The 25843-nt window shown below is 69.1% G+C and carries 26 protein-coding genes; 12 read left to right on the forward strand and 14 right to left on the reverse strand.

Going from position 1 to position 25843, the window contains the following annotated elements; genetic code table 11:
- Window positions 1-371: 371 nt before the first annotated feature.
- On the forward strand, window positions 372-761 hold the full coding sequence (locus D7V77_RS10450) for a hypothetical protein (protein ID WP_120576120.1): 390 nt from the start codon (window positions 372-374) through the stop codon (window positions 759-761).
- A 21-nt stretch (window positions 762-782) separates the two neighbouring features.
- Here D7V77_RS10450 and D7V77_RS10455 read toward each other — a convergent pair whose 3' ends face one another.
- A complete protein-coding gene (locus tag D7V77_RS10455; protein ID WP_120576121.1) occupies window positions 783-1769 on the reverse strand; it encodes an aldo/keto reductase in 987 nt (328 codons plus the stop codon).
- A 248-nt stretch (window positions 1770-2017) separates the two neighbouring features.
- Here D7V77_RS10455 and sppA point away from each other — a divergent pair, with 248 nt between their 5' ends.
- Window positions 2018-3811, forward strand: a complete 1794-nt coding sequence (gene sppA / locus D7V77_RS10460; protein WP_120576122.1) for a signal peptide peptidase SppA — start codon at window positions 2018-2020, stop codon at window positions 3809-3811.
- Between the two features lies 1 nt (window position 3812).
- On the opposite strand, the gene D7V77_RS10465 is transcribed toward sppA, so the two are convergent.
- Complete coding sequence (locus tag D7V77_RS10465) at window positions 3813-4376, reverse strand: cysteine dioxygenase family protein (RefSeq protein ID WP_233596796.1); 564 nt, start codon at window positions 4374-4376, stop codon at window positions 3813-3815.
- Window positions 4377-4699: 323 nt separating this feature from the next.
- On the opposite strand from D7V77_RS10465, the gene D7V77_RS10470 reads away from it, so the two are divergent.
- Window positions 4700-5710 (forward strand): general secretion pathway protein GspE, encoded by a 1011-nt coding sequence (locus D7V77_RS10470; RefSeq protein ID WP_120576124.1) that lies wholly within the window; start codon window positions 4700-4702, stop codon window positions 5708-5710.
- A 10-nt stretch (window positions 5711-5720) separates the two neighbouring features.
- Here the strand turns inward: D7V77_RS10470 and D7V77_RS10475 are convergent, their stop codons facing one another.
- From D7V77_RS10475 to rpmH, 8 genes are all read right to left on the reverse strand, one after another.
- Window positions 5721-6329 (reverse strand): Uma2 family endonuclease, encoded by a 609-nt coding sequence (locus D7V77_RS10475; protein WP_120576125.1) that lies wholly within the window; start codon window positions 6327-6329, stop codon window positions 5721-5723.
- A gap of 77 nt (window positions 6330-6406) precedes the next feature.
- Window positions 6407-7765, reverse strand: coding sequence for a tRNA uridine-5-carboxymethylaminomethyl(34) synthesis GTPase MnmE (gene mnmE, locus D7V77_RS10480; RefSeq protein WP_120576158.1), 1359 nt, complete (start codon window positions 7763-7765; stop codon window positions 6407-6409).
- 56 nt (window positions 7766-7821) lie between these two features.
- Window positions 7822-8049 (reverse strand): hypothetical protein, encoded by a 228-nt coding sequence (locus D7V77_RS10485; protein ID WP_120576126.1) that lies wholly within the window; start codon window positions 8047-8049, stop codon window positions 7822-7824.
- A gap of 46 nt (window positions 8050-8095) precedes the next feature.
- Complete coding sequence (locus tag D7V77_RS10490; protein ID WP_120576127.1) at window positions 8096-8890, reverse strand: hypothetical protein; 795 nt, start codon at window positions 8888-8890, stop codon at window positions 8096-8098.
- Window positions 8887-10710 (reverse strand): membrane protein insertase YidC, encoded by a 1824-nt coding sequence (gene yidC / locus D7V77_RS10495; RefSeq protein ID WP_120576128.1) that lies wholly within the window; start codon window positions 10708-10710, stop codon window positions 8887-8889. The genes D7V77_RS10490 and yidC overlap by 4 nt, the downstream gene beginning before the upstream one ends.
- Before the next feature lie 54 nt (window positions 10711-10764).
- Window positions 10765-10983, reverse strand: coding sequence for a membrane protein insertion efficiency factor YidD (gene yidD / locus D7V77_RS10500; RefSeq protein ID WP_120576129.1), 219 nt, complete (start codon window positions 10981-10983; stop codon window positions 10765-10767).
- The gene (gene rnpA, locus D7V77_RS10505) at window positions 10980-11399 is read right to left on the reverse strand and encodes a ribonuclease P protein component (RefSeq protein ID WP_120576130.1); all 420 of its coding nucleotides are present in this window, start codon (window positions 11397-11399) and stop codon (window positions 10980-10982) included. Before rnpA ends, yidD begins: the two co-directional genes overlap by 4 nt.
- A gap of 15 nt (window positions 11400-11414) precedes the next feature.
- Window positions 11415-11567, reverse strand: a complete 153-nt coding sequence (gene rpmH / locus D7V77_RS10510; protein WP_120526629.1) for a 50S ribosomal protein L34 — start codon at window positions 11565-11567, stop codon at window positions 11415-11417.
- A 601-nt stretch (window positions 11568-12168) separates the two neighbouring features.
- On the opposite strand from rpmH, the gene D7V77_RS10515 reads away from it, so the two are divergent.
- From D7V77_RS10515 to D7V77_RS10525, 3 genes are all read left to right on the forward strand, one after another.
- Window positions 12169-12765 (forward strand): DUF6310 domain-containing protein, encoded by a 597-nt coding sequence (locus D7V77_RS10515; RefSeq protein ID WP_306770452.1) that lies wholly within the window; start codon window positions 12169-12171, stop codon window positions 12763-12765.
- Window positions 12762-13517 carry a DUF5953 family protein gene (locus D7V77_RS10520; protein ID WP_120576159.1) on the forward strand — a complete coding sequence of 252 codons (756 nt, stop codon included), beginning with the start codon at window positions 12762-12764 and terminating at the stop codon, window positions 13515-13517. Before D7V77_RS10515 ends, D7V77_RS10520 begins: the two co-directional genes overlap by 4 nt.
- 182 nt (window positions 13518-13699) lie before the next feature.
- A complete protein-coding gene (locus D7V77_RS10525) occupies window positions 13700-14437 on the forward strand; it encodes a hypothetical protein (RefSeq protein ID WP_147452035.1) in 738 nt (245 codons plus the stop codon).
- A 30-nt stretch (window positions 14438-14467) separates the two neighbouring features.
- Here D7V77_RS10525 and D7V77_RS10530 read toward each other — a convergent pair whose 3' ends face one another.
- Window positions 14468-14803, reverse strand: a complete 336-nt coding sequence (locus D7V77_RS10530; protein ID WP_126936227.1) for a hypothetical protein — start codon at window positions 14801-14803, stop codon at window positions 14468-14470.
- A gap of 330 nt (window positions 14804-15133) precedes the next feature.
- Here D7V77_RS10530 and dnaA point away from each other — a divergent pair, with 330 nt between their 5' ends.
- Window positions 15134-16489, forward strand: a complete 1356-nt coding sequence (dnaA, locus tag D7V77_RS10535; RefSeq protein WP_120576133.1) for a chromosomal replication initiator protein DnaA — start codon at window positions 15134-15136, stop codon at window positions 16487-16489.
- A gap of 5 nt (window positions 16490-16494) precedes the next feature.
- On the opposite strand, the gene D7V77_RS10540 is transcribed toward dnaA, so the two are convergent.
- Complete coding sequence (locus D7V77_RS10540; protein ID WP_120576160.1) at window positions 16495-16935, reverse strand: CBS domain-containing protein; 441 nt, start codon at window positions 16933-16935, stop codon at window positions 16495-16497.
- Window positions 16936-17119: 184 nt separating this feature from the next.
- Here D7V77_RS10540 and D7V77_RS10545 point away from each other — a divergent pair, with 184 nt between their 5' ends.
- Both D7V77_RS10545 and D7V77_RS10550 read left to right on the forward strand, forming a co-directional pair.
- Window positions 17120-17932 carry a hypothetical protein gene (locus D7V77_RS10545; RefSeq protein ID WP_120576134.1) on the forward strand — a complete coding sequence of 271 codons (813 nt, stop codon included), beginning with the start codon at window positions 17120-17122 and terminating at the stop codon, window positions 17930-17932.
- 10 nt (window positions 17933-17942) lie between these two features.
- Window positions 17943-18710 carry a hypothetical protein gene (locus D7V77_RS10550; RefSeq protein WP_147452036.1) on the forward strand — a complete coding sequence of 256 codons (768 nt, stop codon included), beginning with the start codon at window positions 17943-17945 and terminating at the stop codon, window positions 18708-18710.
- Between the two features lie 9 nt (window positions 18711-18719).
- Here D7V77_RS10550 and D7V77_RS10555 read toward each other — a convergent pair whose 3' ends face one another.
- A complete protein-coding gene (locus tag D7V77_RS10555; protein ID WP_233596799.1) occupies window positions 18720-19529 on the reverse strand; it encodes a DUF4190 domain-containing protein in 810 nt (269 codons plus the stop codon).
- A 144-nt stretch (window positions 19530-19673) separates the two neighbouring features.
- Here D7V77_RS10555 and D7V77_RS10560 point away from each other — a divergent pair, with 144 nt between their 5' ends.
- Together D7V77_RS10560 and D7V77_RS10565 are read left to right on the forward strand one after the other, a co-directional pair.
- On the forward strand, window positions 19674-21080 hold the full coding sequence (locus D7V77_RS10560) for a pitrilysin family protein (RefSeq protein ID WP_120576137.1): 1407 nt from the start codon (window positions 19674-19676) through the stop codon (window positions 21078-21080).
- Window positions 21081-21082: 2 nt separating this feature from the next.
- Window positions 21083-22579, forward strand: a complete 1497-nt coding sequence (locus D7V77_RS10565) for a pitrilysin family protein (protein ID WP_120576138.1) — start codon at window positions 21083-21085, stop codon at window positions 22577-22579.
- Between the two features lie 66 nt (window positions 22580-22645).
- Here D7V77_RS10565 and D7V77_RS10570 read toward each other — a convergent pair whose 3' ends face one another.
- Window positions 22646-22927, reverse strand: coding sequence for a hypothetical protein (locus tag D7V77_RS10570; protein WP_120576139.1), 282 nt, complete (start codon window positions 22925-22927; stop codon window positions 22646-22648).
- Window positions 22928-23384: 457 nt separating this feature from the next.
- Here D7V77_RS10570 and thrA point away from each other — a divergent pair, with 457 nt between their 5' ends.
- Complete coding sequence (gene thrA / locus D7V77_RS10575; RefSeq protein WP_120576140.1) at window positions 23385-25841, forward strand: bifunctional aspartate kinase/homoserine dehydrogenase I; 2457 nt, start codon at window positions 23385-23387, stop codon at window positions 25839-25841.
- Window positions 25842-25843: the final 2 nt, after the last annotated feature.

The following is a 25843-nucleotide window of genomic DNA, read 5'->3' on the forward strand; positions in this document are numbered from 1 at the left end:
GGTCAGGGCGGCCGGCTTCGTCTGGGCGCGCGCGGTCGAGGAGGCAGCGGGTTTCGGAAGGGGAGCCGGGGCCCGGGCCCACACGGGCGGGGCCGCCACGAGCAGGACAGCCAGCAGGGCGAGCGGTGTACGACGCGTCATGCGGTCCTCAGGGTGCGAAGGAGTAGGCACGGGACTTCTAACCGCTCCACCGGGTCCTCCCATCCCGAGAAACCCAGGCCCACCCGGCAGGCGTCCACCCAGGGACACCCGTGGACCGTCCCAGGTCCTGTCCCGCGCTTCCAACCTCACAGGTCGTCATGTATCCTGGCGCGGATCCGATGTCAGGATGGGTTGGTAGGAGACTCGCGCGTCACCAGGGAGGGTACGGAATGGCGAAGGCGATGGGCGGGGACCTGATGCTGCAGATGCTGCAGGAGTTCCGCGAGATGCAGGAGGAGTCGGAGGTGCAGTACGCGCGAACCCAGAAGGCGCTGCGGGTGCTCCGCATGAAGTGCCGGGTCGTCTACAGGAAGACCCGGATCTTCGCGGATCAGGTCCGCGCCTTCTCGCAGGAGGTGGATGGGTTCCGCGACAACATGGGGGAGCTCACCACGCACGTCTCTGAGCTGGCGAGGGAGGTAGATGGCGTCAAACGCACCCAGACGAAGATGTTCGGTCAAATGGGTCGGATGCTGAATCACCTCGCGGATGCCCAGACCACGGACCGCAAGCGCATCGACGTCCTGGAAGTGCGCATGGACGGCCCAGGGGAGAACTGAGCCCTCCATGCGCCTCCTCACTCAGGCGTAGATGCCGCCAGGCGCCATCGCGGAGCCGGCCCCCAGGACCTCCTCCACCTCGCGGACCTCCTCGGACGTCAGCCGGAAGTCCCCCGCGTGGATGAAACCCTCCACCTGCTTCGCGCTGCGCGCCCCCACGATGGCGGCGGTGACGGCCGGATCCCGCAACGTCCAGGCAAGGGCCACCTCCGCTGGAGAACGCCCATGCCTCGCGCCCACTTCACGCATGCGCTCCACCAGCGACAGGTGATGCGACAACTTCGGCTCCTGGAAGTCCGCGCTGCCGCGGCGCCAGTCGTCATCTGGCATCGCCAGGATGCGCTCGCGTGTCATCGCCCCTGTCAGCAGGCCGGACGCCATGGGTGAATACACAATCACCCCGATGCCCTGTTTCTGGCAGTAGGGCAGCAGTTCGTCCTCGATGTCCTGATGGATGAGCGAGTACCGCGGCTGCAACGACGTGACCGGAGCAATGCGCCGCACCCGCTCCAGCTGCGAGACATTGAAGTTGGACACGCCCAACCAGCGCACCTTGCCCTGCCGTTGCAGCTCCGCAAGCGCCGTCCATCCCTCTTCAAGCTCCGCCTCGTCATCCACCGGCCAGTGCACCTGATACAAATCAATGGCATCCACCTTCAGCCGGCGCAGCGACGCCTCACACTCCTTGCGCACCGAGTCCGGCTTCAACCTGCGGCTGACCTTGCCCTCGTCATCCCAGACCATCCCGCACTTGGTGAAGACATACGGGCTCTTGTCCCGGCCCTTCAGCGCCCGGGCCACCACGTCCTCGGAGTGCCCCAGCCCATACACCGCCGCCGTATCAATCCAGTTGATGCCTGAATCCAGCGCGCGCTGGATGGCTTCAATGGACTGCGCGTCGTCCTGCGTGCCCCAGGCGAACGCCCAGCCGCCCCCTCCAATGGCCCACGCGCCGAACCCCAGCGCCGTGAGGTCCATGTCGGAATTGCCCAACCGTCGCTTCTGCATCCCGTGCCTCCCGGGGCCGGATGCCCCCTGGTTCCCCTGGCTCCAAGAGGGACGGTGTGCACCGCGGCGGCCCTCGCCCGGGGCCGGATGCTGGCCCGCCCCCGGGCCACCAGGAGGGGCGGGCCCTGGCTCCCCGTCCGCCGTCCATCAATGCATCGCACGCAAGCGTCGTCGGACGCGCGCGTTGATGGTAGGCCGCCAGATGGGGGAACGCCCCTCGGGTACTTGGGCACCAGGAGTCCTTCCGGATGAAACGCTTCTTCATTGGCGCGCTGGCCTTCATTGGAGCGCTGTCCATCCTCTTCGTGGTGGGTGTGGTGGGGCTGTTGATGCTCGCGGCATCGAGCAAGCCAGGCGTGCCGTCCAACCTGGTGCTGGAGCTGGACCTGCAGCAGCCGCTGCCGGAGTACACGCTGGACACGTCCCTGGCGGGCGCCTTCGGCGAGGAACCCACGTCACTCCGGGACGTGGTGGAGGGCCTGGAGAAGGGCGCCACGGACCCCCGGGTGAAGTCGCTGGTGGTGCGAATCGGGCAGCCGGGCAGCTCGGCGCAGGTGCAGGAGCTGCGGGACGCGGTGAAGGCCTTCCGCGCGTCGGGCAAGCGGGCGGTGGCCTACGCGGACGGCTTCGGTGAGGCGGGCAACGGCACGGGCGCCTACTACCTCGCGAGCGCCTTCGACGCCGTCTACATCCAGCCCTCCGGCGACGTGGGGCTCACCGGCCTGGTGATGGAGACGCCCTTCGCGCGCGACGCCTTCGCGAAGCTCGGCGTGAAGCCGGAGTTCGGCAAGCGCGCCGAGTTCAAGAACGCCGTCAACACCTTCACCGACGAGTCCTACGGCCCCCACCAGCGCGAGGCCACGGAGGCCTTTGGCGGCGGCCTCTTCCAGCAGGTGGTGAAGGGCGTGGCCGAGGGCCGCAAGCTGACCGAGGACGAGGTGCGCGCGCTCATCGACCGCGCGCCCTTCATGGGCCAGGCGGCCGTGGACGCGAAGCTGGTGGACGGGCTGCGCTACCGCGACGAGATCCACGACGAGCTGAAGAAGCAGGCCGGAGACGGCGCGGAGTTCCTCTACGTGGACAAGTACCTGGAGCGCGCGGGCCGGCCGCACCAGACGGGCACCACCATCGCGCTCATCTACGGCGTGGGTGAGGTGCTGCGCGGCAAGAGCCAGTCCAACCCGCTCTCCGGCGGCCAGGTGATGGGCGGCGACACGGTGGCGGCGGCCTTCCGCAAGGCGGTGGAGGACCCATCCGTGAAGGCCATCCTCTTCCGCGTGGACAGCCCGGGCGGCAGCTACTCCGCCAGCGACACCATCCGCCGGGAGGTGCAGCGCGCGCGCGAGGCGGGCAAGCCCGTCATCGTCTCCATGGGGACGTACGCGGCCAGCGGCGGCTACTTCGTGGCCATGGCCGGGGATAAAATCGTCGCCCAGCCGGGCACGCTGACGGGGAGCATCGGCGTGTACAACGGCAAGTTCGTCACGTCGGAGCTGTGGGCGAAGCTGGGCGTGAACTTCGACACCATCGCCTTCGGCAAGAACGCCACCTTCTCCAGCTCCGACAAGGAGTTCACCCCCGAGCAGCGCGCGCAGCTGGAGTCCGAGCTGGACACCATCTACCTGGACTTCACCAGCCGCGCCGCCCAGGCGCGGAACATGCCGTTGGAGAAGCTCCAGTCAGTCGCGAAGGGGCGCGTGTGGACGGGCGAGGACGCGCTGGAGCGCGGGCTGGTGGACGCGCTCGGCGGCTACCCGAAGGCGCTGGAGTTGGCCCGCGAGGCCGCGAAGCTGGAGAAGGACGCCCCGGTCCGCATCGTCGTCTTCCCGCGCCCCCGGCCCACGGGCCAGGTGCTGTCGGAGCTCCTGGGCAAGCACGAGGCGGACAACAGCGATGACGAGGCCACCGGCCACGCCGCCATGTCGTCCCAGGTGCTGGAGCAGGTGCGGGCCGTGTACCGCGTGGGCGCGAAGCTGGGCCTCACCGGGCAGGGCGCGGAGGGGCGCATGCTGTACGCGCCGCTTCCGGAGGTGCGCTGGTAGCTCAGACGTGCAGGGGGACCGGGACGCGGCCTTCGTTGGGCCGCACCGGCCGCCCGAAGATGCTGTGGTAGCGCAGGGCGTGCGACGCGCAGCGGTGGCGCCGCGGATCGAACACGAGACAGCTGGCCACCGGGCCGGCGTAGACGTGCAGCGTGATGCCCGGCGCGTTGCCGGCGATGCTCACGCGGTGGATGGGGGCGCCCGGGTCGCGGAAGTCCACGTGCCCGGCGCCCACCGGCCCCACTCGCACCGGCGCCCCCAGCCGCGCCAGGCCGGGCTGCGTTCCGCCCTCCAGCAGCGGGTAGTTCTCCAGGAGGAACTCGCCGCGCTGGATGCTGAACCAGCACTCCTGACCGTCATGGTCATGGATGGGCGAGGCCACGCCCGGGGACCAGCAGTTGACGATGATCTCCATGCCCTCGTCGCGGTGGACGAGGTTGCGCGTGTAGCGGCCCGGTAGGAAGTGCAGGTAGGGCTTGAGACTGGTGGGCTCCAGGTGCAGCCCCGCCATCCGCGCGTCCACCCCCGCGAGTCCCCCGGGAGCGGCACGGCGCGCGCGGAGCATCCGCACGAATTCTCTCAGGCACGCGTCAGCCATGCGTACAGGCTAGGAACGTCTGCGACATCCGGCCACCCTCGGGTCTGCCAATGAACGTCCGCTTTGTCGTCCCCCCCTCAAGGATTGAGGCGGGGTTCGTTGAAGGACGGAGAAACCGCGGGAAGGCGTGGCCGAACGGCACCTTCTGGGTCCGAGCAGGCAACCAGCACCTGGCTGCAGCTCGCTTCCTACGGTTTAACTGTAATTTTACACCCTCCTGACGTACAGGGGCAGGAGTGGTGGGCAGGTCGTCCCGGCCGGAGCACGGAGGGGGGCCGGAGGAGAACGAGATGAAGAAGCGCCTGGGGGACATCCTGCTCGCGCGGGGTGTGGTGGATGCATTGCAGTTGCAGTCGGCGCTGGCGTACCAGCGCAAGTGGGGCGTGGCGTTGGGGCAGGTGGTGGTGGACCAGCGCTTCTGCACGGCGGAGGCGGTGCTGTCCGCGCTGGCGGCCCAGTCCGGCGTGGAGTCGGTGGACCTGGACGCCTGCCCGCTGGACGCGTCGCTCGCGAGGCTGATTCCGTGCAAGGTGGCGGAGGCCCACCGCGTGGTGCCGCTGCGGCTGGAAGGGCAGGGGCTCCGGGAGGTGCTGGTGGTGGCCCTGGCCGCGCCGGCGAGCCTGGCCACGCTGGACGTGGTGAAGAGCGTGTCCGGCAAGGCGAGGGTGGTGCCCCGGCTGGCCACGGACGCGGCGCTGGGTCGGGCCATCGGGCGGCTGTACCGGGGTGAGCCGGCGACGCCGCGGCGCCGTCCCGGGATGGAGAGCTTCACCCTGCCGGAGTGGGAGGAGTCCATGCCCCTGGTGGTGGGCCAGTCCCTGGCGGAGCTGACGGACATGCTGGCGCCGGAGCCCGTCCGCGAACCCGTGCGGCAGGCGGACAGCGCGAACCTGCCCATGCTGGCGCCGCTGGAGCTCCCCTGGGCACCGGTGCCGAAGCCGCGCGTGACGGAGCGCGAGCAGGTGCTCGTGTACGGCTGGGGCGCGGACGCGGCGGCGGGCCTGGTGCAGGTGTTGAGCGGGGCGGGCTTCACGGTGAAGGTGGCGAGCACGGGGGACGTGTGCGCCGCGACCGAGGCGCAGGTGGTGGTGGCGCCGCTGCCCGCGATGGAGGTGCTGGCGCAGCGGCTGCGAGCGCAGGTGCTGGTGGCGGGCAAGGCGCCGGAGCGGGACCTGCCCCGCGCGCAGGCCGTGCATGCGCGAGGCTTCGTGGCGGCGCCGGTGGATCCGGATCTGCTGCTGCGCTCCGTGCGGCGGCTGTCGCGCGCCTCCGACGAAGCGCGCCTCAAGCACGCGAGCTGAAGCCGCGGCTTCAGGGCACCGCGACGAGCCGGGGCATCTCCTCCGGCGCGTCGGGGAGCCACAGCGAGCCGAGCTCCAGGGGGACGGAAGTAAAGGGCTCGGCGCGCACCAGGGCGTCGTCCTCGTGGCTCGCGGTGAGGAGCCAGCCGCGCTTGAGGCGCTGGTAGACCTCCAGCGTGCGCGCGACGGGGTCCACCAGCCAGACGTAGGACACGCCGGCCCGCGCATACAGGGGCAGCTTGCGGGCCCGGTCCAGCGCGGTGGTGGCGGGGGTGAGGACCTCGCAGACCCAATCCGGCACCAGGGTGAAGAAGGCGGCGCCGGGCTCCGGCGGGGCGGCCACGCGCTCACGGCGCCACGCGGCCAGGTCGGGCACGAGGATGTCCTCGCCCAGGTGCAGCTCCGGCGCGCGCAGGAGACACCAGCGGCCATTGCCGCCACGGCGCGTATCCAGCCGCTCTCCCAGCTCCACGCCCATCATGAAGGCCGCGCGAGCGGGCGCCACGGAGAGGCGGGGCGAGGCCACCAGCTCGCCATCGAGGATTTCCCCGACCCAGCCCGACGGAAGCGCCGAGAGCAGGGAGTGGGAGGTGGGTTGAAGGTGCTGAAGTGCCGTCATGAAGCCTCGGGGAGCGCCGGTGAACGCGAGGCATTCTAGGGAGGGGTCTGACATGCGGACCGCCGCCCGCGAAGGCGCTACTTCCCGATGCAGAAGCGCTGGAAAAGGGTGTCCAGAAGCGCTTCGGAAACGCTGGTTCCGGACACCTCGCCCAGGGCCTCCAGCGCGAGCCCCACCTCGCCGGAGAGGACCTCCAGGGTGGACACGCGTGACGCCGCTTCGGCGCGGCCCAGCGCCTCGGCGGTGCGACGCAGGGCGTCCGCGTGACGCTCTGAGACGAGCGCCACCGCGGAGGGAGTGCCACCGCCCCACAGCCGTGTGAGCACGGAGGTCCGGAGCGCCTCCACGCCTTCGCCCGTGAGGCCGCTGACGCGCGGCGGGGCAGGGGAGGGGAGGGCGGCGGAGCCGTGTTCCTCCCGAGCCCCCGGCATCACGTCGCACTTGCCGGTGACGGAGAGCACGGGCGTGGCGCCAGCCTCGCGCGTCCACGACGAGGCCTCGTCCCGCGAAGTCCCCGGAGGCAACACGAGCACGGCCAGGTCCACGGCCGCGAGCAGCTCCCGCGTGCGCGCGATGCCCAGGGCCTCCACGCGTCCGGGCGCCTCGCGCAGGCCAGCGGTGTCGTAGAGGGTGACGCCCAGGCCGTCCCATTCGACGCGAGCCTCCAGCGCGTCGCGGGTGGTGCCGGGCTCGTCGTCCACCAACGCGCGGGCCTCGCCCACCAGCCGGTTGAACAGCGTGGACTTGCCCGCGTTCACCGGGCCGTACAGCGCCACGCGAGCGCCCTGGCGCACCAGCCGTCCACGGCCCACCTCCGCGCGCAGCGCCTCCGCGGCGGAGCGCAACGCGGTGACGCGAGGGCCAGCTTCCGCGTCCGCGCCCTCCGCCTCTTCAGGGAAGTTGAGGACGCCTTCCAGGTCCGCGTGCAGCTCGCGCAGCGGCGTCTCCAGCGCGTGGATCCGCTCGGCCAACGCACCGGACAGGCCGGCCGCCGCGGCGCGCACTGCCGCCTCCGAATCCGCGGCCACCAGGTCCGCGACCGCCTCCGCGCGGGTCAGGTCGATGCGGCCATTCAGGAACGCGCGCCGGGTGAATTCACCGGGAAGCGCCGGACGCACGCGCTCATCTTCCAGCGCCCGCGCGAGCAGCAGCCGCAACAGTCGCGGACTGCCATGCGCCTGCAGCTCCACCACGTCCTCGCCCGTGAACGACCGGGGCGCCTGGAAGTAGAGGAACAGGCCCTCATCCAGCACCGCGCCCGCCGCGTCCACGAACGACGCCAGGTACGCATGGCGCGGAGTGGGAGACGCGGGGACACCGGGCGCGAGCCTCCGTCCCACCTCCAGCGCGGCCGGACCGGAGACCCGGAGGATGCCCACGGCCCCCGCGGCGGGCGCGGTGGCCAGGGCGACGATGGTGGCGGAGTCAGACGTCATGGAGGGCAGGGGAGCACCGGCGGACGGGCGCACGCATGACTCCCACCCTCGAGTCCCTACCGGACGCCCTGCGGCGGAGTGGAGCCGCGAGCGGCGCGCTCCACGACGTCGCGGTGCTCCTCGATGTACTTCTCCACCTCGGCGTCGTCGACCGCCAGGTCGCGCAGCACGCCCGGGTAGACGAAGCGGAACGCCGGGGACTCCTCGTCCCCTCGCAGGCGGAAGCTCATCTTCAGCACCGCCGCGCCGTACAGCTTGTCCTTCAAACCCTTCGACTTACCCATTCGCTCCTCTCGCGCCCGCCAGCGGCCCCGAAGCGGGCACACCTGCTCAGGCGTCGACGTCGTCCTCGTCGTCGTCCGGCAGCAGGCTCCGCTTGGGCATCGGGGCGGGCTTCGCCGGGGTGAACACCACGCGTCGGTTGCGGCCTTCGCCTTCCGCCGCCACCTTCACTCCACCCACTCCTTCTACTGCCTTCAGGACGCGCGCGCGGTCCTCAGTCTTCATCGCGGCGAACGCATAGAAGCGCCCCAGGCTGGCGGACTTCTCCGCGAGCTTGCGGACGGCCTCCCGGAACACCGGATCCTCTTCGACCTGCAGCGTGCGCTCGTCCGCCTCCGCGCTCTTCGCGGGGGCCTGTACCTGCTTCGCGGCCTGCTGCGCCGGCTGACCACCCCGGGCGTTGCGCTGCTGCGGCTGCGCGGCCGGAGCAGGCGCCGCGGCCCGGGCCGGCTGCTGCGCGGGAGTGGCGGCAGCCGCCTGCGCCACGGACGTGACCGGAGCGGCAGCGGCTGCCGGCTGCTGCGCCGCCGCCGCGTCACGGCGCGGCCGGGGCTCCGGGTGGGCGCCCGCGCCCAGCATCACCCAGCGGCGCTCCACGCCGGGGCGGTGGAGCATCTTGTTGAGCAGGAACTGAAGCGAATCCAGCACCTGGCTGCGCTTGCCCGGCTCCACGCCCGGAGGCGCACCGGACTCGAAGTGGAGCGCCACGGACAGGCTGCCGTCGGTGGCGTCCTGCAGGTCCAGCCGCGCAGGGAACCCCATCAGTCCGAGGATGTCCGTGAGCAGCTTCTCCACCCGGGGGCGGAAGTCCCCGCCGCCCGCCACCACCTGTGCCCCGCTCACTTGCGTTTGCCTCCCCCGGCGGTGACGACCGCCGGCGTCCCGCCGCCCGTCTGGTTCTTCTTGTTGCGGTCCAGCCACTTGCGCAGGCCCCACTGCTGGCCGATGGAGAGCACGTTGTTCGTGAAGATGTAGAGCGACAGGCCGGCCGGGTACTGGAGCAGCGTGAAGGTGAAGATGATGGGCATCACCCAGGTCATCATCCGCGCCTGCGCCGCGTCCATCATCTGCGGCTGCATCTTCTGCGTGATGATCATCGACACGCCCAGCGCCAGCGGCAGGATGTACGTGGGGTCCTTGTAGGTGAGGTCACGCCAGATGGGGCCGAAGAAGGGCTCGCCGTAGATTTCGAAGCTGTTGCGCAGCGACGTGAACAGGGCGATCCACACCGGCATCTGGATGAGCAGCGGCAGACAGCCGCCCAGGGGGTTCACCTTCGCCTCCTGGTACAGCTTCATGATCTCCATGTTCTGGCGCTCTTTGTCGTCCGCGAACTTCTTGCGGATCTCCTCCATCTTCGGCTGCAGCACCTTCACCGCCTCCATGCTGACCATGGAGCGGTAGGTGAGCGGCAGCAGCACCAGCTTCACCACCACGGTGAGCAGGATGATGGCGACGCCCCAGTTCCCCACGATGCCGTGGAAGAACTTCATGACGGCCAGGAGGATCTTGCAGACCACCGCCCAGATGCCGAAGTCGACCGTGTCCTCCATCATGGGATGGAAGGTCGTGGTGGACAGGCCCGCCACCGAGCGCAGCTCCGCGCCGGGCACCAGGCGCAGCAGGTCCGGATCCTTGGGGCCCGCGTAGCCGCCGAAGCGGAACGTGGCCACCTGGCCGGGGGCCACGTTGAGCGGGAAGCCCGCCGACACTTCGCGCGCGGTGGGCGTGGCGGTCAGCGTGCAGTGGCCGTTGAGCGCGCCGTCCAGCGGGTAGAGCGCGGACAGGAAGTACTGCTGGTTGATGCCGAAGAAGGAGATGGGACCCTTCGTCTCCTCCGGCGGCTTGTCGCCCGGGGACAGGTTGTGGAGCTTGTCCTCCACCCAGCACGTGGAGCGGCTCAGGTTGCCCACGCCGCCGAAGAAGGACGGCGCGTGCTCGAACTCCGGATCGATGGCGCGGCCGTAGTGCACCTTGAGCTCGCCCGACTGCGCCTGGGCGGAGGTGTTGCGCACCTGGAGGGTGTAGGTGAACTCGAAGCCCTCGCGCGGCCACAGCACCGTCTTCGTCACCTCCCACGGACCCTGGCGGCCGGTGAACACCACGCTGCCGCCGTTGTCGGTGGGGCCCTCCTGCACGGCGTAGCGGGTGTTCGCCGCCAGCGGAGCAGCGCCCTCAATCGTCACCGCGAGCGGCAGGGGCTGGCCGGGGACCGGGTGCGCCACGTTCATCTGCGGCGGCGGGGGGATGTCCTTGCCGAAGAGCTTCTCGAAGCCCTCCTTGACGGTGAGCGACTGCTGCTCGCGCATCTTCGTGCCCTGGAGCACGGCGGAGGTGAGGCCGGCGCCCTCCGAGGAGAAGGTGTACTTCACCTCCGGGCGGGCGAACTCCGCGGTGCGCGCGGGGGGCGGCGGGACCTCCGCGTGGGTGCCCGCGTCCTCGCCTCCCACACCCGGCGGCGGCACGGCGGCCATGCCCGGGGTGCCGGCGTCCAGCGTGGAGGCGACTTCGACGCCCGCGTCCGTCCCCTCCGCGCCCGGGGGCGGCCCCTTGGGGGCGAAGAAGAAGGTGTAGGCGGCGGTGGCGGCGAAGGAGAGGGCGAGCGCCAGGAGCAGCCGCTTCTGCGAATCGTTGGACTGGGGCGACAGCGGGTCGTTCGTCATGGAGTTCCCTATGCCCCGGCGGCACGGCGCCGGAGGGCGGGCGGAAGCAAACCGTCAGGGGACGGGATCGAATCCACCGGGGTGGAATGGCTGGCAGCGCAGCAGGCGCCAGACGGTGAGGGCGCTGCCCTTGAACCCGCCGTGCTTCTCCAGCGCCTGCATGGCGTAGGTGGAGCACGAGGGATGGAACCGACACGCCTTCGGCAGCAGCGGCCCCAGGAACCGCCGGTAGAAGCGGATGGGCAGGGCGATGACGAAGGCGAGTGGACTCATGGGGCGGGCTCTTTAGGAGGCACGCGCGGTGCCGGAAAGAGCCGTTGCAGCTTACGGGTGACACCGTCGAACGCACGGGAAACTTGCGCGAAGGAGGCTTCCTTCGCCGAGGAGCGAACGACCAGGACTACGTCGAGACCGGGGGGCCATTGCCCGCGGTGCTTGCGGAACAGCTCGCGGAGCACTCTGCGCAGGCGTGCGCGCACCACCGCGTTGCCCACCTTGCTGGAAACGGTGAGACCTACGCGGGAGTGCGCCCGGGAATTGCGTTGAACGAGGGCCAGGAGGCAGTCGGACGGAAGCTTCTGACCGCCCTCCTGGACTTCAAGAAACTCACGCCGCTGGAGCAGGCGAAAGGCCTTGGGGAAGCGCTCGTCGGTTGCCTGAGGCACCCGCGGCGCCGCTCCCTCGGCCATCGTCCGTGCGTCCAGTTACTTCTTGAACGACGACACCACCAGGCGCTTACGGCCCTTGGCGCGGCGGCGCTTGAGGACATCCCGGCCGCCCTTGGTGGCATTCCGCTTACGGAACCCGTGGGCGCGGTTGCGCCGGATCTTCGACGGCTGGTACGTGCGCTTGGACACAACGACTCCTGAGAGCTGAAGGCGGCACCTGGGAACTTCCGGCGCGACCCGTACAGTGGAAAGGGGGCGTCCGTAACCCTAATTCTTGGACAAGTCAATCAAGGATCACCTGCGCCGACCGAACAGCCCTGCGCCGGGTGGACTTGGCGATCATGTAGGAAAAGGGGGCAGGGGGCAAGGAAGAGGGTTTGGCTGAAGGACCCTGGGTCCGGCGTAGGGCGGGCCCGATCCAGGTCCTTCGCTGTTGACCCACGAGTGGTTGGCCGGTTGAACGGGCGTGGCCATGCGCCTCCCTGCCTGCATCCTGCTTTTGCTCCTAGCCTCGGCGTGCGCTCCCTCAACGCCCCTGAAGGCCCGCACGACCTCTTCCTTGAGAGTCGCCAACCTCCATAGGGCGTCAAAACTGCCCTGAAGTGATGAGGGACGATGCGTCGTCCAGGAGGCTTCTTCGCCTTGGTCCGTGGTGGTGGAGCGCTGCTTCGGAGCGCTGGACCATCACCGGATCCGGTTTCACGATCCGACGGGACGTTGCACGGTCGCCTCCGCTGGAGCTGCAACCCTGGGCCTTGGAGTTTGTGTCCTTGTCGCTCCTGAAATCGTCATGGGCGCAGTCATCATCACAGGGGTTGTCGTGGTGGGGGTCGCCATCAAAGAGGGACTGGACGCGTACGAGTTCCGCCAGCTCTATCCCGAGGAAGCTGGGGCCATGCGAGGAACGCAGGCCGTTCCCCGGGAGACCGTGGCGAAACGGAAGCCCAAGCTTGAACCCGACCCTGTCGGGAAGGACTGGCAGCCCCCGATACCTCCCGACGCCTTGGACCGGACGCGCCATCCCAGGTGCGAGCCCATTCCGGTCAAGCACCGGGGAGGAGACGACGCGCACAACCGGTGTGCCGACAGGATTCCACCGAATCGCTACCCCGGCCATGCCGTGCTCGTGAACGGCAAGCACTTCGATGCGTTGCAATTCGGTGTGCGCGTGCTGTGGGAAATCAAGACCGACCAGTTCGACACGTACAGCGACTTCCTTCAAGCGCAGGTGGTCAGGGACCAGGTGGCCGAGCTGCTGGAGGAGCGAGACATCGCGGGGGCATGTGGCTACGCCTTCGTGGTGGGCGTGAGCAGCGAGGCGCATAAAGCCGCGCTGAAGGAGATTGCCGACGAGTTGGATATCGTCGTCACGGGGTGCGGACGATGACGACGCGCGACCGCCTCATCCTGAATGTCCATGCGCCGGCTCTAACGATGGACGACGGCCGTACGCTCGCTGTCGTTGAAGGCATGGAACGGGCAATGCCCGGCATGCGTCTGGCGTGGGAGATATCCAAGGAAGGAAAGCCCGTCGCGCTATCTCAGCGAGACGCGTGGCTCGCGGCCTCAGCGGCACGAGGAGAGTTTCCGCTCATCTGCAACGGAGACGAGGACTACCCGGTGACGATTTCCGGACTGCGCAGATCCGCCAGTTCGAGTCCGGGCAGACAACCTCAACTCCAGGTCCATGCGAAGCTGCCTCAGGACGCCGCCAGCATCGCGGCGGCAGCGGATGTGCTGGAGCACGTCGCGGAGGGTGTCCGAGCATATTGGGGGCTCCTGGCGCCGTCATCCGTGATGCAGGTCATCGCGGATCAGACAGGCCCGAAGCGACATGGACCTGAAAGGCCACCTCTCGGCCTGCCCGCCCTCAAGCTCCCAGAAGCGATTTCCGCTCCAGAGATTCCACGCCACCTGGGTTGGCTGAACTACTGGTCTGCCTCAGCCGCGATGGCCATCGGGTTCCCGGACCCTTCGCGTGACGCCGAGTTGCTGTCACGTGCCCGGCGCACGGCTACTGGCGGGTGGGTGGTCCGGCTCACGGATGCTCCGCTCGACCTGGGAAACCGCGCGCACCTGGCAGCACTTCTGTGGGCCTACGAGCGTTTTCCGGAAATAGGCGGACGGTCAGTGCCTTGATCACACGAAAGTGCCAGCCCACGCTCTGCACTCCTAATCCGCGTGTCAGACCTCCATGGCATACCCAAGGCGTAGGAACGAGAGATCGACTTCGTGCCATGCCTTCCTCTGGATCTTTGGGCGCCCAAATGTCACCACCCCCTCCAACATCGCCTTCACCCAGAATCCTTGATGAGCGGCTCATGCTCCTATTGGAGGCGCTCGCGCTGCTGCCGGATGTAAAGCCGCGCCTGGCAAAGCAGACCCTTGACGATTTCGACAACGACTTCTCCAACGAGCACTACAACGCCTATAGACGGAACGAACCATGGGCGCAGTCCTATGTCCGAGAGGATGGAACTCCTCTCCCCAAACCACCGGATCCCCGACGACGGGAACCCAGCCCGGGTTTGATCATCACACCCTCGGACCTGGAGGAGTGCTTCAAAAGCCGCGAGCGCAACCGGGTGACCCCTGCAGGTGCGATCCTGCTCATCCGAATGTATGAGGCGGGACTCTTCGAGCTGCGCAAGAAGCGGGCGAGCCCGGGTGACCCTGTGAAACTTCGGGCGTATGCCAACTCTCTTCCGGAGATCCTCGAAGCAATGCGCAAGGATGAAGAGGCCCGGCAAGCACGTGCCCTCTTGATCGATCAGCCAGAACGCATCACCGAGCAGGATTTCACATACAGCCTGCTCAACAGCGTATTCATCCGCCACCATGGTTTACAGGGCGGCTCCATCCAAATGAGGATTGGGGGCCTGCTCGTGACCAAGGGGGTGTTCAGCCAGTGGAGTAACTCTGGGAAGAGTCACGACTCCGATGTCACCTTCTCGTGGGTTTCTGCTGACGGAACGGCCCAGAAGATTCAGAAGAAAAGCCTGTACGCCAACAATCGCCACAATGACCCGGACCGTAACTGGGGCCTGGGGCGGGAATGAGCCGGCGCGTGCGGAGGCCGCAAGGTCCCTTCAGAACAACCGGCGCGGCACGCCGGATGTTTCGAACAGGAAGTCCCGGGACGCGGTGACCCGCTGACGCAGGCCCTCCAGGTCCACGTCCACCAGCGCCCCGCGCCACTTGCGGACTTGTCCGGCCACGATGACGGTGTCCACGTTGCTGCGCTCCATGAGCGTCACCACGCCGCCCTTCACCAGGTAGCGGCGGCCCGCCTTCCCCGTGTCCTGTGACATCGTCTCGCGCACGGGCACCGTCCCCCGTCGAAGACATCCCGCGCCCAGGAGCAGAGCCCCCGCGAACAGCGCGCTCCTGCGCGTCAGCCCCGCTCCACGATGCGGTTCACACATCCCGCCGCTCCCAGGCCTCGAGGGTTCCCTCCCATGCTGCCGGGAGCAGGGGAGGGCCACGGACGGACCTCCGCCATCCGTCCAGCGCAGGACGTCCCGGACACACCGGTGGATCCGTTCAGGTGGCTCCACGGACCACCTCGCACAACCCACCGGAACGGCTCGCGCTAGAGGCGAAAAAGCGGATCCACCGGGAGTGATCATCCCCACCCGCCAGGGCGCCCCGCTGATCCGTGCTACAGGCCGGTTCCTTGATCAGCCGGAGAGCGGGTGTTAGCACCGCCGAACGCCCGCGGGTTCCCTCGTTCCGCGCCGTCCCTGAGCCTCCAAGTGAACGCCCTCGCCCAAGCCCCTTCGCCTTCGCTTCCCAGTGCCGGCGTCATCTGGACCCGCACGCTGGAAGCCATCCGTCAGGAGGGGCTGCACTACGCCCTCACCTGGCTGGAGCGGATGCGCCCCATGGAGGTGCGCGAGAACGCCCTGGTCCTGGGCGTGCCGGACCGCTTCTTCCGCGACTGGGTGGATGACCACTACCGCGCCATGCTGGAGACGCACCTGGCCCGGCTGGAGCCGTCCCTGGGCCGCGTCGCCTATGAGGTCGTCGTCGGCATCCCGCCGTCCGCGGACCTGCCACCCACGCCCATCGTCAAGGTGAACTCGCTGCGCCCCGCGCGGCTCAACCCGCGCTTCACCTTCGACACCTACGTCGTCGCGGACAGCAACCAGCTCCCCGCCGCCGCCGCGCAGGCCGTGGCCCACCGGCCGGGCCACAACTACAACCCGCTCTACATCTACGGCGGCACCGGCCTGGGCAAGACCCACCTGCTCCAGGCGGTGGGCAATCACATCTGGGAGAAGGACCCCACCCAGCGCATCGTCTACCTCTCCAGCGAGCAGTTCACGAACGAGTACGTGGAGAGCGTGCGCGAGCACCGCATGACGGACTTCCGCCGGAAGTTCCGCGAAGAGTGCGACGTGCTGCTCATCGACGACATCCAGTTCCTGGGCAAGCGCGAGGAGACGCAGAAGGAGTTCTTCTACACCTTCGAGACGCTCTTCGGCCTCAACAAGGCCATCGTGCTCACCAGCGACATGGTGCCCGCGGAAGTGCCCGGCATGGAGGACCGCCTGCGCAGCCGCTTCGCCATGGGCTTGATGGCGGACATCCGCGAGCCCTCCTACGAGACGCGCGTCGCCATCCTCCAGAAGAAGGCGGAGCAGGAGGGCCTCGACCTGCCGGACCCCGTGGCGCACTTCATCGCCAAGCACGTGCAGAAGAACGTGCGTGAACTGGAAGGCGCGCTCGTGAAGCTGTCCGCGATGCACAGCCTCACCAAGCAGCCGGTGACGGAGGAGTTCGCGTCCCAGGTGCTGCGCGACATCCTGCCCGCGCAGCGCGCCGTGGACGTGGACGCCATCCAGCGCGAGGTCGCCCGCTTCTACAAGGTGACGGTCGAAGCGCTGAAGGAGGACCGGCGCCACAAGGCGCTCGCGCACGCACGCCAGGTGGCCATGTACCTGAGCCGCAAGCTGACGAAGAGCTCCTTCCCGGAGATCGCCTCGCGCTTCAACAAGGACCACTCCACCGTCATCTCCGCCGTGCGCAAGGTCGAAGGCCTGCGGGAGACGGACGCGGCCGTGCACCGCGATCTGTCGGAGCTGGAGACGAAGCTCGGCGGCATGTAGCCGTCTCAGGGTGCGGCCGGCTGTGACGGGGCGGAGACCTCCTCGAGCGTCCTGCCGCTCTCCTGGTCGCTGAGCTCCGCCGAGACATCCCCCAGCGAGAGGATGCCCACCAACCGCTTCTCCCGGTTCAACACCAGGATGCGGCGGATCTGCGAGGCCCTCATCTTCTGGGCCGCCTGGGTGAGGTCGTCATCGTCGTAGACGAACTCCACGCCCCGGGTCATCGCCTGGGCCACCTGGGTGCGCTCGGCGTCCAGTCCCTGCGCCACCGCGCGGATGACGATGTCCCGGTCCGTGACGATGCCCACCAGCTGGTCGCCATCACACACGGGGATGGGGCCCACGTTCAGCAGGCGCATCTTCTCCGCGGCGACCCTCAGGGAATCAGACGGGCGGACGACCTCCACGTCGGATGTCATTACGTCGCTCACTCGTTGCGTTGCCATGGCGTCTCTCCTGTGGGGTTCCTCCTTCAGCGTGGGCACCGGCCTGTCCGCTGGCATGCGCCACCATCGCGGGTGTCTGTCCATTTCCCCGGGCTTCGGGCATGCTGTGGCTTCGTGGGCCCTCCGGGGTCCGCGCATTGGGACGCCCGGCCGGAGGCGCTCCCCCTCACGCGTTGCTTCCGACATGCCCTCCATCCCCTGGTTGCGTGCCTCCGGCCTTGCTGTCGCCGTGCTGTGTCTATCTGCCTGTGACAGCGACTCGGACACCACCGAGCTGCGCTTCGGCATCAACCCGTCGACCTACATGCGTCCGCTGACGGCGGAGGCCTCGCCGTCCCGGCGGATGACGATGGACGCCCCGCTCGCGTCGCCCACCTTCTCCTCGAACGACGGTCTCAAGTTCACGGTCGAGTCCGCCAACGCCACGCTGTTCGACGTGCGTCTGGAATTGCCGTCCGGGCGCGAGTGCTCGGACTACGAGGACCCGCTGGCCCCGTTGATGACCTGCACCGACGCGGCGGATGGACAGCCCGGGACGTTGAGCGTACGGGAGCCCCTCGACGTGAATTGGCTGAGCGCCACGATCATCCCGGACTGGACGCTCCGTATCCCCCAGGGAACCTATTCCCGCATCGAGGCCCGCCTGGGTCAGAACGCGCCCTCGCTCCCCAGCTTCAGCATGGCCGCGAGCTTCACCTGGGAGGACCAGCGCCATGTCCTGACAGTGGCCTTCCCGTCCACCGCGGCCCTGCGCTTCGAGCCGCGGCATCCCTTTGACCTCAGCGACGCCGAAAACCCCGTCGTGGTGGGCAGCCTGGACCTGACCACGTGGCTCGACGGCGTCCCCGTGGCGAGCTGTCTGGCGTTGGGAGACCTGACCCTGGACGGCACCACGCTGCGCCTGGAGAGCGGGACGGGTGCGTGCGCGGGCGCCGCCGAGCGCGTGAAACAGAACATCGAAGCCAGCACCCGGATGTACCTCGCTTCCCACCGGTGAACCCATGTCCATGACCTCACGTTGGCTGTGTCTGTCTTTGATGTCCCTGGGGCTGTCCGGCTGCGGTGACAGCCATCCCCGGCTGTACTTCGCGCTCAATCACTCGCGTCTCCAGGGGAGCTCCCTGGCGGTCCCGGCCTCGGGAGTCCGGGCGATGACGGATATCGCTCCGCTCCGCGACATCAAGTCGGGTGACGGCTCGGTCTTTCATTTGGACGGTGTCTACGCCGACGTGGCGGACATCCGTCTGGAATTGGGCGGGGGACTGCGTTGCGAGGATGTGGAGGACGAGCTCCCGGAGGGCACCGGGTGCGTCCAGTCGGGAGACGCTCCGGGCACGGTCACCATCGCGGGCCCGTTCTCCATGGACCTGTCGACTGGGAAGACCACGAATGACATGAAGGAACTGCGGGTGCCCCCCGGCATCTACCGGCGGGTGGACTTCGTGCTGGGGAAGAATGGCCTCAAGGCCTACACCCGCCTGGTCCAGGACTCGCGGGCCTGGGACATGAACCTCACCTTGCCCGAGGGCACGGCGCTGGGATTCGAGACCGCCTACGACCTCACGCTGGAGGAGGGCGGTTCCCTGCGCGTGATGTTCAACCAGGATGTCTGGCTGAAGGAGCTGCCGCTGGGGACGTGCTTCCTGGGCGGGGACCTGCCCCGGACAGACTCAGAGCTGCACCTGGACGAAGCGCGCGGCGAGTGCCAGGGCGCCGGGGACCGGGTGCGCGACACCATCCGCACCCGGATCTCGCTGCAGTCCCGCACCTTCTGACCACCGCGGTCAGGAGTGGATCAGGTCCGCCAACCACGGCAGCAGGACGAACCACCACAGCAGCGGACTGACCAGCCCCAGGACCAGGCCCGTAATGGCCTGGCCCTGGCGGCCAATGGGCGGGGTCGCCGCCGGGTCCACGCGTGTCAGCGCCACCGCGCCGCAAATCACCGCGATGGGTGAGAGCAGGGGCATCAGCACCGAGCCGAAGCCGAACCGCAGCGCCTGATGCGCCATCGGGTTGTTGAAGCGCTGGTCCCAGAGAAACTTCAGCGCCCCGGGCGACACCGGCAGCCGGAAGAAGAGCTGGTTGCGCACGTCCCGGTGGATGCGCAGCCCGGTGAGCACCCCGGGGATGGCGCACAGGAAGTAGAAGAAGCGCCCATCCCGGTTCATGGCATCCGCCGCCACGGCCATCACCAACGGCGTGACCAGCATGGCGTGCCGCGCCCAGCGCTGGCCCAGGAAGAAGGCCACGCCCACCGGAACGGGCAACAGCAGCAACAGCGTGAACAACGACGACTTCGTCGCGCGCAGCCCCCACTGCGCCAGCGCGGCGGCGGTGGCCACGCAGAGCAGCAGCGTCACGCCTCCCACCACCCACGCCCAGTCATCGCGCCGGCCCCAATAGCGCTGGCGCAGGGCCTCCAGGTAGTTCACGTCCGGGCGCGCCGCGCAGGCCGTGCAATACAACCGCGCGCCCAGGCCCGCCACGGACGTGGCGCAGTCCGCGCAGAAGAAGCTCCCGCAGCGGGAACAGGTGCCGCCCGCGGGCAGGTCCGGGTGGACCGCGCAGCGGCCCTGCTGGGAGAGGGGCACCTCCGGGCTCATGGCCGCAGTGTCGCACGGCGAGCAACACCCGGCACCCCCGGGCCCACCCCGTCTCCTTCCGGCTTACAGGCCCCGGGGCGCGTGCTAAGCGCGCGAGAGAACGTCCTGAACCGTGGAGGAACCTTGTCCCGATTGAAGGCCCTCGCCGCAGCGGCCCTGTTCGTGGGGCTTCCGGCGCTCGCTCAGACCCCCGAGGCGAAGCCGCTGGAGCCCGGCCGCGAAAACCTGGCCATCCCGTATGAGAAGTACACGCTGCCCAACGGCATGGAGGTCATCTTCTCCGTGGACCGCAAGCTGCCCGTGGTGGCCGTCAACATCTGGTACCACGTGGGCGCCTACGACGAGCAGCCGGGCCGCACCGGGTTCGCGCACCTCTTCGAGCACATGATGTTCCAGGGCTCCAAGCACGTGCCGGACGACGTGCACATCGGCCTGCTGGAGCAGGCGGGCGCCACGGACCTCAACGGCACCACCAGCTTCGACCGCACCAACTACTACGAGACCGTGCCCAGCAACCTGCTGGAGACGGCCCTCTGGTTGGAGAGCGACCGCATGGGCTTCCTGCTGGACGCGCTCACGCAGAAGAAGCTCGATACGCAGAAGGAGGTCGTGAAGAACGAGCGCCGCCAGAGCGTGGAGACGGCCCCCTACGGCGAGGCGCAGGAGAAGGCGTGGCAGGCGCTGTTCCCCGCGCCGCACCCGTACTCCGGCAACGTGATTGGATCCATGAAGGACCTGGACGCGGCCACGGTGGATGACGTGAAGGGGTTCTTCCGCAAGTGGTACGCGCCCTCCAACGCGACGCTCGCCATCGTGGGCGACTTCGACCCCGCGAAGGCCAAGGCGCTGGTGGAGAAGTACTTCGGCACGCTGACCTCTGGACCCAGGCCCCAGCGTCCGGACGTGAAGCCGGTGAAGGTCACGCGTGAGACGGTCATCCGCCACGACGAGAAGGTGGCCACGCTGCCCCTGCTCACCATGTCCTGGCTCACCGCCCCGTACCTGAAGCCCGGGGACGCGACGGCGGACGTGCTCGCCACCGCGCTGGGCACGGGCCGCGCGAGCCGCCTGTACCGCCGGCTGGTGCTGGACAAGCAGTTGGCGCAGAGCGTGGACGCCGTGCAGCAGAGCCAGGGCGCGCAGTCCGTCTTCTCCATCGAGGCGGTGGCCCGGCCCGGCGTCACCACGGACACGCTGAAGAAGGAGATCGACGCGGTGCTGGACGAGGTCCGCAAGGACGGCGTCACGCAGGAGGAGATTGTCCGCGCGCGCACCCGCTATGACACGCGCCAACTGGCGGGTCTGCAGGCGGTGGGCGGCTCCGGCAGCAAGTCCGACACGCTCCAGAGCTACAACCAGTTCGTGGGCGAGCCCAGCTACGTCGCGCAGGACCTGGCGCGCTACCAGGACGTCACGCCCGACGCGGTGAAGCAGTTCGCCAACGACGTGCTGCGCCCGGACGCGCGCGTCGTGCTCCACGCGGTGCCGTCCGCCGACAAGGCCGCGCCGTCTTCCGCCCCGGGCAAGGAGGCCCGCTAGTCATGCACCGCCGAATCCTCACTGCCCTCCTCACGCTGTCCGTCGCCGGCTGCGCCACCACGAAGCCCGCGGAGACGCCTCCCACCGAGACGCCTCCCACGGCGCAGCAATCCCAGACACCCGCTCCGGACGCGGAGGCGTTCCGCGACCAGCAGCCCAAGCCCGGAAAGCCGCCGGAGCTGGTGCTGCCCACGTTCGAGCAGGCGAAGCTGGACAACGGCCTCACCGTCATCGTCAGCACGCGCAAGGAATTGCCGCTGGTGTTCGTGGGCATCGCCTTCGCCGCGGGCGGGTCGCAGGAGCCCGCCGCGAAGCTGGGCATCGCGGACCTGTCCTACCGCATGCTGCTGGAGGGCGCGGGCAAGCGCGACACGGTGGCGCTGGACAACGCGTTCGCGGACCTGGGCGTGTCGCCCGCGCTGTCGGTGGACCCGGACGGCGCCTTCGTGGGCGCGCGCGTGCTCACGACCAACGTGGACGCGGCGATGAGCCTGCTGTCGGACGTCGTCCTGCGGCCCACCTTCGACGCGAAGGCCTTCGAGCGGCGCAAGAAGCAGCAGCTGGGCGAGCTGGTGCGCCGCATGGGCGACCCGAACTTCCTGGCGCAGCAGGCCTACTACCAGGCCGTGTTCGGCGCGGACCACCCATACGGCCACACGTCCGGAGGCACGCCGAAGACGGTGGAGTCGCTCACGCTGGCGGACGCGAAGAGCTTCTACACGAAGAACACGGGCCCTCGCGCCGCCGCGCTCATCATGACCGGCGACGTGACGCTCCCGCAGGCGATGGAGTGGGGGAAGAAGTACTTCGGCGGGTGGAAGGGCGGGGCCGTGGCGCCCAAGCCGCCGCCCGCGCCGCCCGCGCCTCCGCGTCAACTGGTGCGCGTGGTGCCCAAGCCGGGCCTGGAGCAGACGGTGGTGCTGGTGGGCCGTCCTGGCCTCGCCACGGGCCACCCGGACGAGTTCCCGCTGGAGCTGGCCACCACGGTGTTCGGCGGCTTCTTCGGCAGCCGGCTCAACATGAACATCCGCGAGGACAAGGGCTACAGCTACGGCGCCAACGCGCACCTGGGCACGCGCCTGGGCGTGGGACCGCTCACCGCGTACGCGGCCGTGCGGAAGGACGTGACGGGTCCGGCCCTCAACGAGTTCATCAAGGAGCTGGCCGGCATCAAGTCCAACCCCATCACGGAGAAGGAGCTGGCCGCGGCGCGCGAAGGCCTCATCCGCGCGTTCCCGGGCGCCTTCGAGACGGTGGAGGGCCTGGGTGTCAGCGCCGCGAATCTCTACTTCCACCGCCGGCCGATGGATGAGTTCAAGCGCACCGTGGAGGGACTGGAGAAGGCCAGCGCCGCGGAGGTGCAGCGCGTGGCCGAGTCCTACCTGGACCCGGCCAACATGCAGGTGGTGCTCGTGGGCGACCCGCTGGTCATCCAGGAGCAGGTGACGCCGCTCAACCTGGGCAAGCTCACGCTGGAAGAGACGCCGGCGTCCAAGTAGCGCAGCGCTTCACTTCGAGATGTTGAAGCCGGGGTCCCGACGTGGGTGTCGGGGCCCCGGTTTTTTTCATTCCCGGGTGGGCTCGTTCTCTTCCTGGCGGGCTTCGGCCCTGAGGCGGCCGCGCTCCTCGCGCTCCTCGTCGTCGACGTCATCGAGGACGCTCTGGGGGTTGTTGCGATCCCCGCCGACGGGGGCGTCGCTGTCGAAGGCGAACTTCTGCTCCTCGGTGGAGTGCTTGGCGTCGTCCGCGTACAGGGGCTTGGTGTCGTCCGCCTCCAGCCCCCGCTCCACGCGGTCCTTGGCGAAGCCGGGTTTGTGGGCGGTGTCGCTCTTCTTGCGGGTGGCCATGGGTCGCTCCTGAAGGGGGTGGGACAGCTCACACACGCTCAATGTCGGCAGCCCTGGCCGCATGCACCACGGTGGGAGCCCTGGGGCGGGGGGCTGGTCGCCTGCCCCCTGACCTTGGCGCGCGGAAGCGGCTAGGATGGGGACTCCATGGTTGGACGCAGCGGGAACAGCCAGCGGCACGAGGGGACGACGTCCTCCGTGGGCGCGCGCGTCCAGACCGTGATGACCGAGACTTGCACTCGCACCGGCCTGACTCCTCGCGGAGCGCGGACCGCCTGACTTCCGAAGCGGACCTCCTGAAGGTCCCTCCTTCCGAACCCGGCCCCGCGCTCCTCCCGAGCGCGGGGCTTTTTCGTTGCCCCATCTGCCAGTCGTCACCCCCGAGGACCCGCATGACGCCGCTTCCGATGTGCCGCCCCAGCCACCGAGTCCCGTCGTTCCGGAAGGAGTCCGTGTCATGCGCGTGATGAAATTCGGTGGCACCAGTGTCGGAGATGCGGAACGGATGCGCGGAGTGGTGGCGCTGGTGGAGGAGGCGCGCAAGGCCGAGCGGGTGATGGTGGTGGCGTCCGCGGTGTCGGGCATCACGAATCTCTTGGTGGAGGCGGCGAAGGTGGCGCAGGAGGGCGAGTCCGTGCAGGAGGCCTGCGCCCGGTTCGACGACACGCATTCAGCCATCGCGAAAGCGCTGAGCGTGGACCTGAAGCCCGCGCAGACGCGGCCACTGGCGGAGGGGTTGGTGGCGCTGGGAGTGGAGCTGCGAGGGCTGTTGCAGGGCGTGGGGTTGCTGCGGGAGTGCTCGCCGTCGGTGCTGGCGCACCTGTCGGGACTGGGAGAGCGGGCGTCGTGTCTGCTGCTCGCGGCGATGCTTGATGCGCGGGGCCTGGCGCCCGTGAGCGTGGACCCGAGGCAGGCGCTGGTGTGCTCAGGGGACCCGCTGCAGGCGACGCCCCGGGTGGAGGAGATCCGCGCGCGGTTCGCGACGCTGCGTGAGGGCGGGGCGGGGCTGATGTTGATGCCGGGCTTCTTCGGTGGGGATGCGCGCGGCAAGACGATGTCGCTGGGGCGCGGTGGGTCGGACTACTCGGCGGCGCTGGCGGCGGCGGCGTTGGATGCGCGGCTGTTGGAGATCTGGACGGACGTGGACGGCATCTTCAGCGCGGACCCGCGGCTGGTGCCGGAGGCGTTCGCGCTGGAAGAGGTGAGCTTCGAGGAGGCGATGGAGCTGGCCTACTTCGGAGCGAAGGTGCTGCATCCGAAGACGATTGCCCCCGCGAGGGAGCGGGGCATCCCGGTGCGGGTGTGCAACAGCTTCCGGCCGGAGCATCCGGGCACGAAGGTGACGGCCACGGCGCCGGTTTCGCGGCATCCGGTGCGGGGGTTGTCGTTCCTGCCGGACATCGCGCTCATCAACATCGCGGGGGCGGGGTTGAAGGGCGTGCCGGGCACGGCCGCGCGCGTCTTCGAGGCGATGGCGCTGGCGTCCATCTCCGTGGTGCTGATTACCCAGGGCTCCAGCGAGTCCTCCATCAGCTTCTGCGTGGGGGAGGCGGAGGCCAGCAGGGCAGTGCTGGCGCTGGAGGACGAGTTCGAGGTGGAGCGCGAGGCGGGGAAGGTGGACCCCATCGAGCACCAGCCGGGGCTCGCGGTGTTGAGCATCGTGGGAGACGGGATGCGGCACCGGGTGGGCGTGGCGGGGACGTTCTTCAGCGCGCTGGCGGACGTGGATTGCAGCATCGCGGCCATCGCGCAGGGGTCCAGTGAGCGCAGCATCTCCGCGGTGATTTCGAGGGAAGACGGGCCGCGTGCCATGGCACACGTGCACCGCAAGGCCTTTGGCACCACGGAGGTGGTGGAGCTGCTGGTGGCGGGCGTGGGCACGGTGGGCGGGGAGCTGTTGCGGCAGATTCATCAGCAGGCGCCGAAGCTGCGGGCGCATGGGTTGGATTTGCGGGTGTGTGCCATTGCCAACAGCAGACACAGCCTGGTGGCGCCGGAGGGCGTGGCGCTGGACGGGTGGAAAGCGCGGCTGGAGGCGAGCGAGTCTGGTTTCACGCTGGATACGTTCCGAGCGTGGGCGAAGGCGCGGCGTCCGGGCCGGCCCATCTTCGTGGACTGCACGAGCAGCGAGGACGTGGCGCTGGGTTATCCCGCGTTGATGGCGTCCGGGCTGCATGTGGTGACGGCGAACAAGAAAGCCAATGCGGGGCGGCAGGAGCACTGGAAGGCGCTGCGGGAGACGGCGGTGCGGCACCAGCGCAAGTTCCTCTACGAGACGAACGTGGGGGCGGGGCTGCCGGTCATCGACACGTTGAAGAACATGCTGCGCACGGGAGACACGGTGCACCGAGTGGAGGGCATCCTCTCGGGTTCGCTGTCGTTCATCCTGGGGCTGACGGAAGCCGGGGTGCCGCTGTCGAAGGCGGTGGGTACGGCGATGGAGAAGGGCTTCACGGAGCCGGATCCGCGCGACGACCTGGAGGGCACGGACGTGGCGCGCAAGGTGCTCATCCTCGCGCGAGAGCTGGGGCGGTCGCTGGAGTTGGAGGAGGTGGCGCTGGCGTCGCTGTTGCCGGAGGAGTTCGACGCGAAGGGACCGCTGCCGGAGTTCCTGGCGCGGCTGCCGCAGGCGGACGAGATCTTCCAGCGGAGGGTGGACGCGCACCGGAAGGAAGGGAAGGTGCTGCGTTACGTGGGCAGCGTGGGACCGGAGGGCGTGCGCGTGGGCCTGGTGCCGGTGCCGATGGAGCATCCGCTGGCGGCGGTGAAGGGCGGCGAGAACGCGCTCAGCTTCCTGTCGGAGCGGTACAGCCCCACGCCGCTGGTGATTCGAGGGTATGGCGCGGGCGCGGCGGTGACGGCGGCGGGAGTGCTCGCGGATGTGTTGCGATTGGTGGAGGGGCCGTTGCCCTGAGC

The sequence above is a fragment of the Corallococcus sp. CA041A genome (genome assembly GCF_003612075.1).
Taxonomy (GTDB): Bacteria; Myxococcota; Myxococcia; order Myxococcales; family Myxococcaceae; genus Corallococcus; species Corallococcus exiguus.

Excerpts from the sequence above, each read along its gene's own strand:
- thrA (WP_120576140.1), top strand. The coding sequence starts at position 23,385 with ATGCGCGTGATGAAATTCGGTGGCACCAGTGTCGGAGATGCGGAACGG.
- D7V77_RS10450 (WP_120576120.1), top strand. The coding sequence starts at position 372 with ATGGCGAAGGCGATGGGCGGGGACCTGATGCTGCAGATGCTGCAGGAG.
- D7V77_RS10515 (WP_306770452.1), top strand. The coding sequence starts at position 12,169 with ATGGGCGCAGTCATCATCACAGGGGTTGTCGTGGTGGGGGTCGCCATC.
- D7V77_RS10545 (WP_120576134.1), top strand. The coding sequence starts at position 17,120 with ATGCCCTCCATCCCCTGGTTGCGTGCCTCCGGCCTTGCTGTCGCCGTG.
- rnpA (WP_120576130.1), bottom strand. The coding sequence starts at position 11,399 with ATGGCCGAGGGAGCGGCGCCGCGGGTGCCTCAGGCAACCGACGAGCGC.
- D7V77_RS10465 (WP_233596796.1), bottom strand. The coding sequence starts at position 4,376 with ATGCTCCGCGCGCGCCGTGCCGCTCCCGGGGGACTCGCGGGGGTGGAC.
- D7V77_RS10530 (WP_126936227.1), bottom strand. The coding sequence starts at position 14,803 with ATGTGTGAACCGCATCGTGGAGCGGGGCTGACGCGCAGGAGCGCGCTG.
- D7V77_RS10470 (WP_120576124.1), top strand. The coding sequence starts at position 4,700 with ATGAAGAAGCGCCTGGGGGACATCCTGCTCGCGCGGGGTGTGGTGGAT.
- D7V77_RS10540 (WP_120576160.1), bottom strand. The coding sequence starts at position 16,935 with ATGGCAACGCAACGAGTGAGCGACGTAATGACATCCGACGTGGAGGTC.
- sppA (WP_120576122.1), top strand. The coding sequence starts at position 2,018 with ATGAAACGCTTCTTCATTGGCGCGCTGGCCTTCATTGGAGCGCTGTCC.
- D7V77_RS10520 (WP_120576159.1), top strand. The coding sequence starts at position 12,762 with ATGACGACGCGCGACCGCCTCATCCTGAATGTCCATGCGCCGGCTCTA.
- D7V77_RS10455 (WP_120576121.1), bottom strand. The coding sequence starts at position 1,769 with ATGCAGAAGCGACGGTTGGGCAATTCCGACATGGACCTCACGGCGCTG.
- D7V77_RS10485 (WP_120576126.1), bottom strand. The coding sequence starts at position 8,049 with ATGGGTAAGTCGAAGGGTTTGAAGGACAAGCTGTACGGCGCGGCGGTG.
- D7V77_RS10475 (WP_120576125.1), bottom strand. The coding sequence starts at position 6,329 with ATGACGGCACTTCAGCACCTTCAACCCACCTCCCACTCCCTGCTCTCG.
- D7V77_RS10550 (WP_147452036.1), top strand. The coding sequence starts at position 17,943 with ATGACCTCACGTTGGCTGTGTCTGTCTTTGATGTCCCTGGGGCTGTCC.
- yidD (WP_120576129.1), bottom strand. The coding sequence starts at position 10,983 with ATGAGTCCACTCGCCTTCGTCATCGCCCTGCCCATCCGCTTCTACCGG.
- mnmE (WP_120576158.1), bottom strand. The coding sequence starts at position 7,765 with ATGACGTCTGACTCCGCCACCATCGTCGCCCTGGCCACCGCGCCCGCC.
- D7V77_RS10565 (WP_120576138.1), top strand. The coding sequence starts at position 21,083 with ATGCACCGCCGAATCCTCACTGCCCTCCTCACGCTGTCCGTCGCCGGC.
- D7V77_RS10525 (WP_147452035.1), top strand. The coding sequence starts at position 13,700 with ATGCTCCTATTGGAGGCGCTCGCGCTGCTGCCGGATGTAAAGCCGCGC.
- D7V77_RS10570 (WP_120576139.1), bottom strand. The coding sequence starts at position 22,927 with ATGGCCACCCGCAAGAAGAGCGACACCGCCCACAAACCCGGCTTCGCC.
- yidC (WP_120576128.1), bottom strand. The coding sequence starts at position 10,710 with ATGACGAACGACCCGCTGTCGCCCCAGTCCAACGATTCGCAGAAGCGG.